Annotated in this window: 9 protein-coding genes; 6 read left to right on the top strand and 3 right to left on the bottom strand. The window is 50.0% G+C overall.

From position 1 onward, the window contains the following. Nucleotides 1–179: 179 nt before the first annotated feature. The gene (locus DXZ20_RS30715; RefSeq protein WP_163702720.1) at nucleotides 180–428 is read left to right on the top strand and encodes a hypothetical protein; all 249 of its coding nucleotides are present in this window, start codon (nucleotides 180–182) and stop codon (nucleotides 426–428) included. 8 nt (nucleotides 429–436) lie between these two features. Here the strand turns inward: DXZ20_RS30715 and DXZ20_RS30710 are convergent, their stop codons facing one another. Beyond that, nucleotides 437–907 (bottom strand): GNAT family N-acetyltransferase, encoded by a 471-nt coding sequence (locus DXZ20_RS30710; RefSeq protein ID WP_163702719.1) that lies wholly within the window; start codon nucleotides 905–907, stop codon nucleotides 437–439. 194 nt (nucleotides 908–1,101) lie between these two features. Next, a complete protein-coding gene (locus tag DXZ20_RS30705; protein ID WP_250565985.1) occupies nucleotides 1,102–4,944 on the bottom strand; it encodes a CHAT domain-containing protein in 3,843 nt (1,280 codons plus the stop codon). 262 nt (nucleotides 4,945–5,206) lie between these two features. Between DXZ20_RS30705 and secA the strand changes: the two genes are divergently transcribed. The 3 genes from secA to DXZ20_RS30690 all read left to right on the top strand — a co-directional run bounded on the left by secA (nucleotide 5,207) and on the right by DXZ20_RS30690 (nucleotide 13,852). Beyond that, complete coding sequence (gene secA, locus DXZ20_RS30700) at nucleotides 5,207–8,017, top strand: preprotein translocase subunit SecA (RefSeq protein WP_163667689.1); 2,811 nt, start codon at nucleotides 5,207–5,209, stop codon at nucleotides 8,015–8,017. 106 nt (nucleotides 8,018–8,123) lie between these two features. Further along, nucleotides 8,124–11,339: a two-partner secretion domain-containing protein gene (locus DXZ20_RS30695; RefSeq protein ID WP_163702717.1), complete on the top strand. Its 3,216-nt coding sequence runs from the start codon at nucleotides 8,124–8,126 to the stop codon at nucleotides 11,337–11,339. 86 nt (nucleotides 11,340–11,425) lie between these two features. Continuing rightward, a complete protein-coding gene (locus tag DXZ20_RS30690) occupies nucleotides 11,426–13,852 on the top strand; it encodes a CHAT domain-containing protein (protein ID WP_163702716.1) in 2,427 nt (808 codons plus the stop codon). Here DXZ20_RS30690 and DXZ20_RS30685 read toward each other — a convergent pair. Continuing rightward, nucleotides 13,849–14,199, bottom strand: a complete 351-nt coding sequence (locus DXZ20_RS30685; RefSeq protein WP_163702715.1) for a hypothetical protein — start codon at nucleotides 14,197–14,199, stop codon at nucleotides 13,849–13,851. The genes DXZ20_RS30690 and DXZ20_RS30685 overlap by 4 nt on opposite strands. A 268-nt stretch (nucleotides 14,200–14,467) precedes the next feature. Here DXZ20_RS30685 and DXZ20_RS30680 point away from each other — a divergent pair, with 268 nt between their 5' ends. Further along, the gene (locus DXZ20_RS30680) at nucleotides 14,468–14,758 is read left to right on the top strand and encodes an antibiotic biosynthesis monooxygenase (RefSeq protein WP_163667673.1); all 291 of its coding nucleotides are present in this window, start codon (nucleotides 14,468–14,470) and stop codon (nucleotides 14,756–14,758) included. A 20-nt stretch (nucleotides 14,759–14,778) separates the two neighbouring features. Continuing rightward, a partial coding sequence (locus tag DXZ20_RS30675) for an iron-containing alcohol dehydrogenase (RefSeq protein WP_163703669.1) occupies nucleotides 14,779–15,090 on the top strand: 312 nt, incomplete at its 3' end.

The following is a 15,090-nucleotide window of genomic DNA, read 5'->3' as shown; positions in this document are numbered from 1 at the left end:
CTCCCCTTAATGTTCGTCCTCGCCCTACAGACGCCAACGAAGGAAGCTATACTGATTTTCGCCCCGCCGCCCCTAACGATGGTGCCTCTGAACCGCGCCCCGATGCGCCACCGCCGCAGCCCCCAGCCAAATACTAACGTTTTTGCATCCTTTTCTTAGAAAGCAGATCAACTCCACAAATGGTAAGAAAGAAACCTACACAGGCCCATATAACCAAGATCATTTCTAAAAGTCAGTCTGAATTTCTCAAAGCACGCACCAAAAAGCAGACGGAATATTATATGGGCGCTAAGTTAATTGAGGTAGGCGTCAATCCAGATAAAGCCATCTATCGATGGAAAATTTTGGACAAGGGTTCCAAAGAAGAATGGACCTACAGCGCCTATTGGGACGATAGCCGCGAAAAAATCGAAGCTGAAGGAGGGTAAGCGCAAGGCTAAGATCTTTGGACAGCCGCTTCAGCCTGTCGCAACAGACTGCCATCAATGGGCTGATTCACTAGCACCATTGTGGTGGTCTCATTTTTTATAAACCCGACACGTTCGTAAAATTGTTTTTGGTTGGTTGTCATCAGGTAAACCCGTTCTACGCTGCTCATATGGGGATGACTTAAAACTGTTTCCACCAATTTACGCCCCAAGCCAGCGCCTTGATAGTCATCATGGATGACCACATCCCAAATAGTGGCACGATAGACACCATCAGATGTGGCCCGAGCAAAGCCAATTAGCCGATCATCATGCCAGGCGACCACCACAGGGCAACTATAGCTAATGGCTTTAGCTAAATCCTCAAATCGTCGCCCCGCAGCCCAAAAAGCAGAGTGATTAAAGAGATTTCTAAGTTGCTCTAGATCTTTTGTTGCTAGCGTTTCGGTATAGCAAAACTGAACAGACCGAAAATCCATAGGTATGAAGCTAAAAAAGAACATTACCTACCCAGTCTGTCTTTAAAGACAAACAGGAATAGTAAAAAAGCTATAATCGCAAAAAGCTAAGACAATGGGGTGGTACCACGATACATAGACTCAAGCACAGCCACCATCAAATCCACTGATATTTACCATCAAATAGTTTGGTATCGGGGAATACAGATTACCATCTACCAGGGACTGCCAACGAGGGTAAATGCAGCCCAGTAAAAGGGATGACTTAAAACGAGTCCCGTTTCATCGGCCAAGATCGGCGGCATGACTAAGGTGCCACCTGTCCAGACCAGTTGTCCGGCATCCACTGAGACATTGCCCCGTAGCATTGCCAGCTGAGCCTGGCGTAATGCCTCAGCGCGCATGGTGCTGGTGCGTAAATTGGAGTAAAACTCTGTCATTAAACCAGCCGTCCCCACATCATCGACTCGCCAGAGGCTAGCCATGGCGGTTTTCACCCCTGCCTTGACTGCTAAGCCAGCAAAGCCCAACTCCGCTTCTCGGCTGCCGAGGGCTGTGCGACAGGCACTGAGCACCAGCAAATCTACCGGTGGATTATCAAGGCTGAGGCGAGAAAGTTGATCAAGGGTAAGGCGCTGATCCCATAACTGGATGTAGGAATTACTGGGATTACCAGCACGAAATTCTCCGTGGGTGGCCAGGTGCAGGATGTCGTAGTCGCCACTTTGACGATTGGCTAAGAGCTGTTCCAGGGTAAAGGATTCATTGAGGAAAAATCGTCCTGGCCAGAGAGTATCGGCAATGGTCCTCAGTTCTAAGGGAACCGCAGGTAGGGCAGGCTGTTCTAAAAAGGTGGAGGCTCCTGCCGCTAAAACCTCAGCAGGCCTAATATCGCTGTAGTCAATATTGGTGAGGCCGACACTGGGCATAATGCCTAAACTGTAACGCTCAATCAAAAAGGTTTCACCATCATGTAGGGCGGCTAGCGGTAGCGATCGCAACCCAGAGGGCAATACAAATGATAAATGACTGATTTCCTGTTCACTAAGTGCACTCTCCAACGGTGAAATCAGCCAGTTGTGTAGTTTTTGAGCTGAACGCAGGTAGCGACGACCAAATGTCACATTAGTCACCCCTCGATGAAATCGAGCAACAATATTTTGCACATCTGCCTTGGTGGTGTCGATGAGCAAACGCTGGGGGGGACCATTCTGAGTCACTAAAACGAGCTCTAACAGATAATTATCCTGGTTTAGCTCCAGTACCTGCTTTGTTTGAGCGCGATCATCAGGCACAAAGTCGATGTATACGATGCCTGGGGTATAGCCAGTTTCTATCGCCACCTGCCCCAACTTTTGCTGAACTTCTGGCAAGGGTAAGTTGGGCTCAGATTCCACCCCCAAGTACTGAGAATATTCTTGGGTTAGAACTTTCTCTTTGCCATCGAGTTTTTCTGCGGTAATTTCAGCATCCTCTAAAACATCAACAGAGAAGTCATCCCCATAGGCAAACTCATCATCGTCAAAGTCGCTGTCGTCGTTCTCATCGTCGTCCTCATCCTCAGCATCATCTGAGTCTGCGGTCTCCTCCGAGTCGTCATCTTCGAAGTCGCCGTCGTCAAAGTCGCCGTCGTCAAAGTCGTCGTCGTCAAAGTCGTCATCTTCGAAGTCGTCATCAAAATCATTATTGTCCTGGACGTCGTCGCCATCCTCATCGCCAGCAATGCTGAGGGGGCTAGAAGAGTCGTCTAAAGCACCGTCATCACCAAAGTCGTTGTCTCCAAAATCATCATCAAAATCGTCATCGTCAAAATCATTGCAGTCATTCACACAATCATTTGGATTCGTGCTGCCCGCTGTCACGATGCTGATATTGCCTTGGGAAAAGCTGTCAAGGAATGATCTGACGGGGGTAATGGCATTATTGGTGCTAGTTGCGATCGCACCTGCCGTTCCATTCACTGCCGCATTACCCACAACAAAAGGCGTTTGCCCTCCTCCCCCGTGGCGAATACGAATGTTGCCGTTATTAGCCGTCGTCACTAAGCTTTGACCAGCGCTATTAGTGCCCGTCACCCGCAACAATCCATCGGTTGTAATGTCAATTTCCGTTGCAGCTTGAATGGAATCCAACTCAACATTACCGACCGCATTCACCAATACCCGATTATCCATCAACGCAAATGTCGATCGGACAGCGGGTTGAGTCGAGCTGCCTGTTTGACCATCCAAGGTCAATTGGTCGCTAATGGTCAGAGTGCCGCCTAAATCAATGCCAATGCCCGTTTGACTCACTCCATTGATTGCGATCGCTCCATTTCCAGCCGTACCAGCCGTATCAATCGAAGTATTGGCCCCAACCAAGACACCTGAATTATTGCTGTGCCGTCCCGCGATCGTGATATTGCCACCACGGGTCTGGAGAGAACTATTTGCCAACAATGAAACACCCGCCGCTGAAACAGTCTGCTCGCCATTGCCCTGAAGCAATAACGCGCCCCCCGACGTGTCGACTAAAACATTGCTAGCAATCTCGACAACACCATTGCCTTGATTGTCCGTATCAGCTCGTAACTGCAGGTTGAGGGGACCAGAGGTATCACCGGGCGTAATGGAAGCCTGAACCCTAATATCGCCAGCCGCCAACAGTTCCAACGTGGCTCCAGGCTGAGCTGAATAGACCAACGGATCAATCAGAGTAATATTTCCAGCGGCTGTCCCCCCATTAGTGGTGGTTGCAACAACAACATTGCCATTGGCTAAACCAGCATTGAGCACACCAATGTCTAAAATGGCCACCGACCCCGTCGCTTCAAACGGAGTTGCGGCAGGGAGGTTCACATTATTACCACCGTTATTACGAATCTCAATATCAAACGGATCCAACAACCACAAACCAGCACGACCCTGTGCAGCGGATACATCCGGGGCTTGAGTCACCTCCAAAAAACCACGACTGCTGGTTTCTATAAACCCTCCATCCCCTGCCTGGGAGCCACCCGTTGCAGAAATTGCCCCATAAATGCGACTACTCTCTTCTGACCAGATAATGATGTTGCCACCGGAGCCACTATCCTGAGCATCCGCGCTGAGCTCCACCGTTGGCGCAACATAAACAGCTCGAGCATTGGGTAGGGGGCCTGTGCCTTCTTGATTACCCCCCAACCAAATATTGCCACCCCCTTGGGTACCAGACACATTGACAGTCCCTGCTAATAGCCCCACCTGCTCCCCCAGGAGTTGCACATTACCGCCTTCTAAGCTGATATCTCCGGTAGACAGCACTGTACCGAGAGAGAGATCCATATCTGCCCCTGCCAGCTGAATACTGCCATCAGCATTCACCACCAATCCTGTTGCCGATGCCACAGAAACATCTGTCAACAAAGTGGGCAAGTCTAACGGGTTAAAACCACTGATAATGTGTTGCGCAGCAAGGTCGTAAGACAACACTGAGCCAGCCGAGCTCAAACGGACGTAGTGACTATCGGGCACTGCCGCCAGAGTGATAGAACCGCTGGTGCCACTCAGATCACCAGTATTAGTCACACTACTGCCGACTAAGGATAGCGAAGCTTCTGGATCAACAGTTAAATCACTGCTATTCAAAATAATGCCAGCAGCTCCAGCCCAGAACTCTAACCCGGTGGGTTCACCTACCAACAAACCATAGTCCACTGAACCAAGGACCGGAAAGGTGCCATTATCGAACGTTACCCCGTCTGCCGTGGTCGCTAAGAAGCTCCCCGGCAAAGCCAGGGTGGCACGCTCACCAAAAATAATGCCCGCAGGGTTAAGCAGAAATAGATCGGCGTTGCTGCCTAAAAGCTGTAGTTGGCCATTGATTAATGAAGCATCCCCACCACTGATCCGTCCTAAAACATTAGCAACACCTGCAGGCACCCAAAAACTAGCCCGTTCAGCCTCATCCAGATTAAAACTCTCAAATCCGTGAAACAGATTTAAACCATCAGCAGACTGTTGGCCACCCGTGATGCTGTACTCATTTGCCCGTTGCTCAACCTGAGTCATGTCCGTAGGCACGATAGACTGTGCCATTACAGGGGTAACCCCCATGAGCCCACTGATCAGACCAATTGACCAAAAACGCACTTGCTTTCACTCCTACAGAGCACCCTCGACCTAGCTTGCCACAGTGTCTGAAACTATGGCGCTATTGAGCACAGCCTTGACACAATCAAAATCAATGTATTTACGAGTGAGGTAAACCGTCCCCAAGTAGGGGGTTTATCGGCTTAGGATATCTAGATAAGATAGGTATCGGGGTATAGTACCCACACTCGCCGTTTACTGCCCAGACATGCTGAAACGACTTTTAGGCGATCCAAACGCCCGTAAGCTCAAGCGCTATCAACCTGACGTCAAAGAGATCGCCCTCCTGGAAGAGGAAATCAAGGCCCTCTCAGATGAGGAATTGCGGGGTAAAACTGCTGAATTTAAGCAGCGCCTTAAGGATGGTGAGGATCTTGATGATCTCCTCACTGAAGCTTTCGCCGTTGTGCGTGAGGCGGGTACTCGGGTTTTGGGGATGCGTCATTATGACGTACAGCTGATTGGCGGCATGGTGCTTCATGATGGCCAGATCGCTGAAATGAAGACGGGTGAAGGTAAAACTCTGGTAGCCACCCTACCTGCATACCTAAATGCCCTATCTGGTAAAGGTGTGCACATCGTTACAGTAAACGACTACCTGGCTCGCCGCGACGCCGAATGGATGGGGCAGGTTCATCGTTTCCTAGGGCTATCAGTGGGTCTGATTCAGCAGGGCATGAGCCCATCAGAACGGCGTAAAAACTATGCTTGTGACATCACCTACGGCACAAATAGCGAGTTTGGCTTCGATTACCTGAGGGACAACATGGCCTCTTCCATTGAGGAAGTGGTACAACGCCCGTTTAACTTTTGTATCATTGACGAAGTTGACTCCATCTTGGTGGATGAGGCTCGTACACCGCTAATCATTTCAGGTCAGGTAGATCGTCCTCAAGAAAAATACGAACGAGCGGCAGACCTGGCCCGCCAGCTAGAAACCGAAGTGGACTACGAGGTGGATGAGAAGGCACGTAACGTTCTCCTCACTGATGAAGGGTTTGAAAAAGCAGAAAACCTTCTACAAGTCACGGATTTATTTGATCCGAAAGATCCCTGGGCTCACTTTGTATTTAACGCCGTAAAAGCAAAAGAATTATTTGTTAAAGACGTTAACTATATTGTTCGTAATGATGAAGTCGTCATTGTCGATGAATTCACTGGTCGGGTAATGCCGGGTCGTCGCTGGAGTGATGGTCTGCACCAAGCCATTGAGGCTAAAGAACATGTCCCTATCCAGCCAGAAACTCAAACTTTGGCATCCATCACTTACCAAAACTTCTTCTTGCTCTATGACAAGCTATCGGGGATGACCGGTACGGCTAAGACAGAAGAAGCTGAATTTGAAAAGATTTACGATATCGAAGTCACGATTATTCCTACCAATCGCCCGATTGCTCGTAACGATAAATCGGATGTTGTGTACAAAACAGAGCCAGCTAAATGGAAAGCGCTCGCCCAGGAATGTGCAGAGATGCATGAAACCGGTCGCCCGGTTCTGGTAGGAACCACCAGTGTTGAAAAGTCAGAGCTGCTATCAGGGCTTTTACAACAGCTCAATGTAGACCACAACCTGCTCAACGCTAAACCAGAAAACGTTGAACGGGAATCAGAAATTGTTGCCCAGGCAGGTCGCAGTGGCGCGGTTACCATTGCCACCAACATGGCAGGACGGGGTACGGATATTATTCTCGGCGGGAATAGTGATTATATGGCACGCCTCAAGATCCGAGAATTTTTCATGCCCAAGATTGTCCGCCCTGAGGATGAACAAGGATTTGGTGTGGCCAAGGTGGCCGCCGCCGGTGGTAGTAGAACCAGTGCCAAAGGATTCCAGAGCAACGGTAAGAAACAAAAAACCTGGAAGGCTTCGCCTGAAATCTTCCCCACTGATCTGTCTAACGAAACTGAAAAGGCATTGAAAGATGCGGTAGCCTTTGCCGTTAAGACCTACGGACCTCAGAGTCTATCTGAGCTGGGTGCCGAGGATAAAATTGCCACCGCTGCCGAGAAAGCGCCTACAGAAGACCCAGCCATTCAGAGGCTACGGGATGTCTACAAGCTAATTTTGGCTGAATATGAAGCCTTTACTGACACTGAGCACGACAAGGTAATTGAGTTAGGTGGCTTACACGTAATCGGTACTGAGCGTCATGAGTCTCGTCGGGTAGACAACCAGTTGCGCGGTCGTGCCGGTCGTCAAGGGGACCCCGGTTCCACTAAGTTTTTCTTAAGCTTGGAAGATAACCTACTACGTATCTTTGGCGGTGACCGTGTTGCTGGCCTGATGAATGCTTTCCGAGTAGAGGAAGACATGCCCATTGAATCGGGTATGTTGACTCGCTCCTTAGAAGGCGCACAGAAAAAGGTAGAAACCTACTACTACGACATTCGTAAGCAGGTGTTTGAATACGACGAGGTGATGAATAACCAGCGTCGTGCCATCTATGCGGAACGCCGTCGGGTGCTAGAGGGCGACAAGCTCAAGGAACTGGTCATCGGCTATGGCGAACAGACCATGGATGACATTGTCGATGCCTATATCAACCCTGAGTTGCCTTCAGAAGAATGGGACCTCGAAAATATTGTTGGCAAAGTTAAAGAGTTTATCTATTTGCTCGAAGACTTAACTGCTGACCAATTAGAAAATCTCTCCATGGGAGAAATCAAGACCTTCTTGAGAGAGCAAGTCCATATTGCCTACGACATCAAAGAAGGCCAGGTGGACAAGATGAAGCCAGGTCTGATGCGTGAAGCAGAGCGATTCTTTATTCTGCAGCAGATAGATACCCTATGGCGTGAGCACCTGCAACAGATGGATGCCCTGCGCGAAACGGTTGGTTTACGTGGCTATGGTCAAAAAGATCCGCTGATTGAATATAAGAGCGAAGGCTATGAGGTCTTTTTGGACATGATGACTGGCATTCGTCGTAATGTGGTTTATACCATGTTCCAGTTCCAGCCTCAGCCGCCACCGCAGGCGGCGGCTACTGATGGCCCTATTGATGTAGAGGTCGTGTAGCAATTTTTTAAAAATTTATAGTTAAATCCGGTGATAACTCAAGGTATTCAACGAAATTAGATGCCTTGGGTTATAAATGTTGGGGTAACTTGAAAATCAAGCCTCCATGGTTTTTGTCACTCCCCTGGCGACCCCGCCCCCCGTTATTGCCTTGGTAGATCCCCTGGCGTCTCCGGTAGACGTTGCTAAGGTTGAAACAAGGATCTCAGATACCCTGTTAGCTCAGGCAGTCATCCCTGAGGGTGCCACTAATGTGGAAGTTGATAACGCTCAAATTACCATTAGTGGCGGTGAGCAGGCGGGTTCAAACTTATTTTATGGGTTTGAGCAGTTTAATGTGCCCCCAGATGCCACCGCTGATTTCCTAGCCAATCCAGCTGTGCAGAGAGTGATTGGTCACGTTACTGGCGGTAATAGCTCGACTATCGATGGTCTATTGACCATTACGGGTGGGTCTGCCGATCTATTTATTATTAACCCAGCTGGTGTGCTGTTTGGTCCTAATGCTCGCCTCGATTTACCCGCTACTTTTACAGCAACTACGGCCCATGGTCTTAGCTTTGGCGATCAATGGTTCGATATCACCGGGGAAAATACAATCCAGGAGTTAGGGGGCGCGCCTAGCGGTTTAGCGTTTTCTGAGGCATCGGGTGCCATCGTTAACTTGGCAGATTTATCTGTTGATGGCGGCTTAATGTTAGCAGCAGGCACAGTCATTGATTTAGGGTCTTTGCAATCGGTTAATGGGGCTGTGCAGGTCTTGAGCCAAGATTCAGGGACAGTTGCCCTACAGGAGGGTCTGTTGCGACTAGACTTAACCACTGCAGCATTACCTGAGGAGTTAGGGGGCACAACGGTTTCGCTGGCAGATTTATTAACTGGAGGCATGGCAGAACAAGCAGCTGCCATTACCGTTGATGCTGAGGGCAATGTGGCTTTAGGTAACATTGCGATCGCACCAGGCGACAGCATCCTGCGCCAAGTCAACGGCCAAACGGCTCTTCTAGTGGCTCAGAACAACCTGCATCTCCCTGGTAGTCAGGTAAACACCGCCGAAGCAGCAACCCTGATCGGAGAGCACGTTCATATTACCGACAGTGCATCACAGCCCCTCAACCTGGATGCTGGCGGTAGATTAACCATCCAAGGGGATGACAGCATCGACATCCTAGCGCTGTATAACGATCAAACCTCTATTACCGGAGGTGATGTGGTGCTAGCTAGCAATGGTGAGATTTCTTTAGATGCCCACATTGGTAGCACAGGCGATGTTCAATTTACGACCCTTGAGCAACAGTCCGCAAACTTTATCAGTCTCTACGACCCGATCATTAGCGCTGATGGCAATGTCTCTTTTGGGAGCTACAGTGGGCCTGCGCTAAAGGTTGAAGCCACAGGCAGCATTACCGTCGATGGTGACATCACGATCACAGGACCAGACACCACATTGCCACAGATCCTGGAGTGGGAAAGCATAGGCGATGTTTCCTTTGAAACGTCACAGTTTGGCTTTGGCCCTGACATTGCTCCGTCCCAGATAGCGCTCAATATTGCCAATGGGACTAATGCAGCCACCCAAGCTGAGTTAGAAACTTTTTTAGGGTTACCCGCTGGTAGCTTAGACGGACTAGGCGATGGTACGGCCAGTACAGGCAGCGCCATCACCACCACCTTTAATGCTGAGGCAGGAGACACAGTCTCTTTTGATTGGAACTTTGTCACCAGGCTAACCGGGAATTTTGATACGGCTGACGATTTTGCCTTTGTGGCGCTGACTGGAACCGCCACCACAGAACTAGCAACCAGTGACTCACCCGGCTTAAACCCAACATCCAACAATTTTGAAAACTTCCCACGGATTTTTATCTCTCCCAGTGATGCGTCAACGGGTGCCCAGACATTTTCTACTGTGATTCCTGCCAATGGCAGCTATACCTTGAGCATTGGCTTAATGCGACAGAATCCCTCATCTGGCAACTCGTTCCTGCTGGTTGAAAATCCGTTTCCCGTACCAACTTTGATTTCTGATAACTCGCTTTTGGCAACAACCCCAGCTTTGATTTTGAGAGCTGGAGAAACCAGCCTGCAAAATACGGCCAATGTCCCTCAGTTAGGCTTGCCCGATCTCAATACTGATTTTGTAGCAACGGGTGCAGGCACCAGCCCGGCAAGTATCACAATCAATGGCGACATTGATACCAGTAGTAATCAGCCAGATGGGGGACCGGTCATTCTTTCAGCGCCTGGTGCGGTGACGCTAAATGGAGATGTCAATACCGTAGCGCAGTATAGCGGCGATATTGTGATTACAGGTAGTGAAATAACAACCGGACGGCTCAATGCAGGTGGCGGGTTTCAAAACGACAGTGAGGTGGTGCTCACATCCACTGAGGGCAATACGGTGGTGGAAACCATCTCTGCTGGCAGTGGTGGCGTAGATATCTCTGCAGCAGGTCTGTTTCAGGCTACAGATGTCTCCAATGCATCCGTCAGAATTACCCTTAATCCGGTTGAAGATGCAGACCTGATTGCCTTTTTACAAGAGGTTGATGCTGATGCCTTTAGCCAGATTGATTTAAGCCAGCAGATTGAAATTTTGATTCCAGTGAGTGTTGCCACGAGTCCAGGTAATGGACAACAGGGACGCATTCGCATTCACCATGGAGGCGCAGGCATAGCCACAAACAACGATGATTACGACATTTCAGGGACAGCAGCCGTAACGTCGACACCATTTTTTGTTGGACCTGATGCCGACAATGTCACGATCACCATTAACCCTGAGGGTTCATCGTTTCAGGCTACGGTGAGTGGATTTACACCGCTCTTTAGCGACACTGAATTTCCCAGTGACGCCAGTGGAACCAATGGCGCTATTGCCCAGCTAACAGGTGATGGCAGCTTAGCCACAGCCTTTTTCAATGAACCCTTTGTGCCAGAGGTGCCCGGTCCCGGATCGGGGTCAACGCCCGGACCCAGACCCGGACATCAGCCAACGGAGCCGTCTGGACCAGAATTTTCCACGGCGGACACAGATAATTTAGAAGAAACAGAAGACGGAGAAACCGTGGCAACAGAGAGCGATGCTGACAATCTCCTGGCGCTACGGGGAACTGCGGAAGACTGTGATGCAGATACAGTCACTCAGGAGGACGGTGTCACCCAACTATTGGGGGATTGTTTAGAAGAAAACAATGGGGAAACAGATCAAAGCAGCATCCCCATTGAACAGATTGAACAGTCATTGGATATGGCATCCGATCCATTACCAGCTATATCATCACCAGCTATATCAATAGATGACGTAACTAGCAGACCATGATGTTCTTTGCTAACCGGCGGCTCAAGAGGACAAGCCGCTTATTTCTGGGCGTCTTGCTAGGACTGTTACTTACATTTCAAAGCGTAGTGACCTTTGCGCAGAGTCCTGTTGAGCTTTTTGTCCTGGGTCGGCAGCAGTATGGGAATCACCAGTATGAGGCTGCGATCGCAACCTGGCAACAAGCCCTAGCCCTTTACGAACGCCCCGCAGACCAAGCCGCCACCCTCAATGGTTTAGCCGCAGCCCATCTTGCCCTGGGGCAAAATCGAGCCGCTGTTGCCTTAGCTAGCCGGGCTCTAGACAGCGCAGCTCAGGTAGACGAGCCTGCCATGGCTGCCAGGCTCCAGGCTCAGTCTTTAGGAAATCAAGGCATTGCACAGCGAGCATTGGGGCAGTATTTAGATGCGATCGCCACGTACCAACAGGCCCTAACGCTGATGCAGGACCAGGGCGATCAACTGGGCGAATCAAGGGTACTGGGACTCTTAGGGAACGCCCATGAATCCCTAGGAGATTTTGACCAGGCCATTGCCTTACATCAGCGCAGTCTGGCACTGGCAAAAGACCTGGACAATCCACTACAGGAAAGTGCCGCCTTGAACAACTTAGGCGCTACCTACGCCACAGAAGGGCAGTACCCAGCAGCCATTAAGCTTTACCAACAAAGTTTAACCATTGCCCAATCCCTCCATGACAGCCTGCGCATCGGCTATGCCTTGAACAATTTAGGTACAGCTTTTCATGCCCAAGGCCAGCTAGACCAGGCCATTCAGAACTATGAGCAAAGCCTGACCCTGGCAACCACCGTGGGCAATACCGGTCTGGAAGTCGACGCCCTCAGCGGCTTGGGACTGGCTTATGAAGAACTTGATGACTATGGCCAGGCGATTGAACTGCACTCTCGTAGCATTCGCCTTTCAACCGCCATTGATGATCCACGTCGCCAGGGTCGCACCCTAAATAATCTAGGCCATGCCCTATTTGGGGCTAACCGGCTAGCAGAAGCGGAGGCTACACTACGATCCGCTATTCGCACATTAGAAGCACTGCGCCCCAGTCAAGATCAGTACAATATCTCGCTATTTGATACCCATGTGCTCACCTATAATCTGTTGCAACAGATTTTGGTAGCCAAAAACAAACCGGAAGCAGCCCTAGAAATTGCTGAACGGGGACGGGCCCAGGCATTTGTGGAATTACTGGCTCAGCGTTCTGACCAGATTCCTACCACCAAAATTTCTCTTCAGGAGATTCAAACCATTGCCCAGGAACAGCAAGCAACCCTGGTGGAATATACCTTAGTCCCTGATGCGAGTTTTAAGGTGCAGGGCAAACAAAGGGGAACTGCGGAAAGCCTCTATATTTGGGTAGTGCAGCCCACGGGGAAGGTGAACTTTCGGCAGGTTGACCTCAAAGGGAAGGATATTTCCATCGCAGCTTTGGTTGAGACGAGTCGCGATCGCAGCGGCCTGCGTTCTTCAGCAATTCGCCCCGGTGATCAGGTACGCCGTGAAGGAGAACCCACAGATTGGCCCCCCTATGAAGTCACCGCCATCAATCCCCAGGCTCAAACCGTTACCCTCAGCCACCCCGATTTTGTCCTGCCCAATCCAGTGGTCCCCCTGAGTGACGTCTATCAGGTGACAACTTCAGCATTTGCCCCTGTTCTGCAACAACGGCAGTATTGGAAAGAATTGCATGATTTATTAATTGAACCCATTGCCGATTTGCTGCCCAGCGAACCAACCGCAAGAATCTTTTTTATACCGCAAGAACAACTTTTTTTAGTCCCTTTTCCAGCGTTACAGGCAGAAGACAACAGTTATTTAATCGAGCATCACACAATTCTCACAGCCCCTGCAATCCAAGTTTTACAAGGAGCACAACCAACCAACAACGCTCTCTCCCAAGCCGACGATATGCTGATTGTAGGCGATCCGTCTCCCATGCCAGCCAACCTACAGCCCTTACCCTACGCACGGGATGAGGCCAAACAAATTGCCAATCTCTTCAACACCCAAGCCATCATCGGAGATCAAGCTACTGAGCCCACCATTCAGCAAGCATTGTCATCAGCCCGGCTGATTCACCTGGCCACCCACGGGTTCTTTAATGAAACCAACCCTTTAGAAGGATCACTGGCCCTGGCCCCTGGCCCCAATGATCAGCTTGGACCTGGAAGCGATGGGTTTCTAACCGCCAGAGAGATTTTAGACAGCCAGCTCAGTGCCGACTTGGTGGTGCTTAGCGCCTGTGATACAGGGCGAGGACGGATCACAGGCGATGGCGTGGTCGGCCTATCGCGTTCATTTTTGGCAGCAGGAGTGCCCAGGGTCATGGTTTCGCTGTGGCAAGTGCCCGATGAAGCCACCTCAGCCCTGATGCTTCACTTCTATGGGCAGCGCTTGGCAGGCGAAGACAGCGCCCAAGCCTTACGCCAGGCGATGCTATCAATGCTCGATAACTACCCTGCCCCCATTAATTGGGCGGCATTTACATTAGTGGGCGGCTAACCATCATTCGCCTCTAAATAAAGATTCACATCTTCAATAATGCGCGTTAGCTCAGCCTCGGTCGTCAGGCGTATGTGCTCGTCTCGCACGGTAATTAAAAGCTTGGCGGCAAAAGGGCTAGGCCAAATATTAGGATTACAGAAAATTTCCAAAAATACATCCCCAGTGTGGCGATATTCTGTTGGTTTAACTGGCTTAGGTCTACCCGCACCCACCGCAGCAGCTGCGGAGGTTTTCAGAGTTTGGGTCAGGGTCACTAAGGCTGACTTCAGTTCTTGGGCAGCCGCGACGGAAAAACTAAACTGAACCGAACCTTGAACCAGATTGAGGGTGAGTTGAGAAGCCATGAAAACTAACAATGAGGATTGCTTTGCGATCGTAACGCCAGCCTCTATACAGAAACGTCGCTGTCATAAAGTTTTAGGTTCTCAGCTCTGGCCAGGTAAGTTTTTGCAACTTTTGTTGCACCAGGTTACTGCTATCAGCTGAATATCGGTATAAAGAGCAAAATTTTGGATAGGACAGTGAGCGGTGAGTGGTCGTACTCTAACTCGCTATTCACGACTCACTATTCACGGCGCACCTCTAAAAACTCACCCCCATAAGGAGACATCTATGGTTGTAACCTGCGTTCATGTGTTTGTAAAACCAGAACATGTGGATGATTTCATTGCGGCCACAAAGGCAAACCATATTGGCTCAGTGCAAGAAATGGCTAACATCAGGTTCGATTTTTTGCAGGATCCAGATGAGCCAACCAAATTTATGCTCTACGAGGCTTACGAAACCGCAGAAGGGGCTGCTGCCCATAAGCAAACCGAGCATTATTTGACCTGGCGTGAAACCGTTGCTCCTTGGATGGCTCAGCCTCGGCAGGGTAAGCCTTACAACGTCATTGCTCCTTAAACGGCAACTGGAGAAACTCCATGGTATTTGCAAACTTTAGCTTTGCCAAAGTGCCCCCAATTTATTTTGGGGCTGGCAAACGACAGTTAATCCCTTCCTGGCTAAAAAAGAGAGGGCTGTCGCGACTGTTGCTCGTCATTGGTGGGCAGTCTCTGCAAAAAACGGGCAAGCTAGCTCAAATTGAGGCCAGCCTCCAACAAGTTGGGCTAACCTACGAAATTATCAGCTGCACCGGGGAACCGACACCTGCTTTCATTGACGGCATTTGCAAAACCTACAGAGATGAGGGGATACAGGCAGTAGTCGGTATTGGAGGCGGTAGCGCAGTCGAT

Origin of the sequence: Adonisia turfae CCMR0081 (genome assembly GCF_011009555.1) — a bacterium.
GTDB classification, from domain to species: Bacteria; Cyanobacteriota; Cyanobacteriia; order Phormidesmidales; family Phormidesmidaceae; genus Leptothoe; species Leptothoe turfae.
The sequence above is the reverse complement of the archived record's forward strand: the minus strand, read 5'-3'. Positions and strand labels throughout refer to the sequence as shown.

Excerpts from the sequence above, each read along its gene's own strand:
- DXZ20_RS30715 (WP_163702720.1), top strand. The coding sequence starts at position 180 with ATGGTAAGAAAGAAACCTACACAGGCCCATATAACCAAGATCATTTCT.
- DXZ20_RS30710 (WP_163702719.1), bottom strand. The coding sequence starts at position 907 with ATGGATTTTCGGTCTGTTCAGTTTTGCTATACCGAAACGCTAGCAACA.
- DXZ20_RS30705 (WP_250565985.1), bottom strand. The coding sequence starts at position 4,944 with ATGGCACAGTCTATCGTGCCTACGGACATGACTCAGGTTGAGCAACGG.
- secA (WP_163667689.1), top strand. The coding sequence starts at position 5,207 with ATGCTGAAACGACTTTTAGGCGATCCAAACGCCCGTAAGCTCAAGCGC.
- DXZ20_RS30695 (WP_163702717.1), top strand. The coding sequence starts at position 8,124 with ATGGTTTTTGTCACTCCCCTGGCGACCCCGCCCCCCGTTATTGCCTTG.
- DXZ20_RS30685 (WP_163702715.1), bottom strand. The coding sequence starts at position 14,199 with ATGGCTTCTCAACTCACCCTCAATCTGGTTCAAGGTTCGGTTCAGTTT.
- DXZ20_RS30680 (WP_163667673.1), top strand. The coding sequence starts at position 14,468 with ATGGTTGTAACCTGCGTTCATGTGTTTGTAAAACCAGAACATGTGGAT.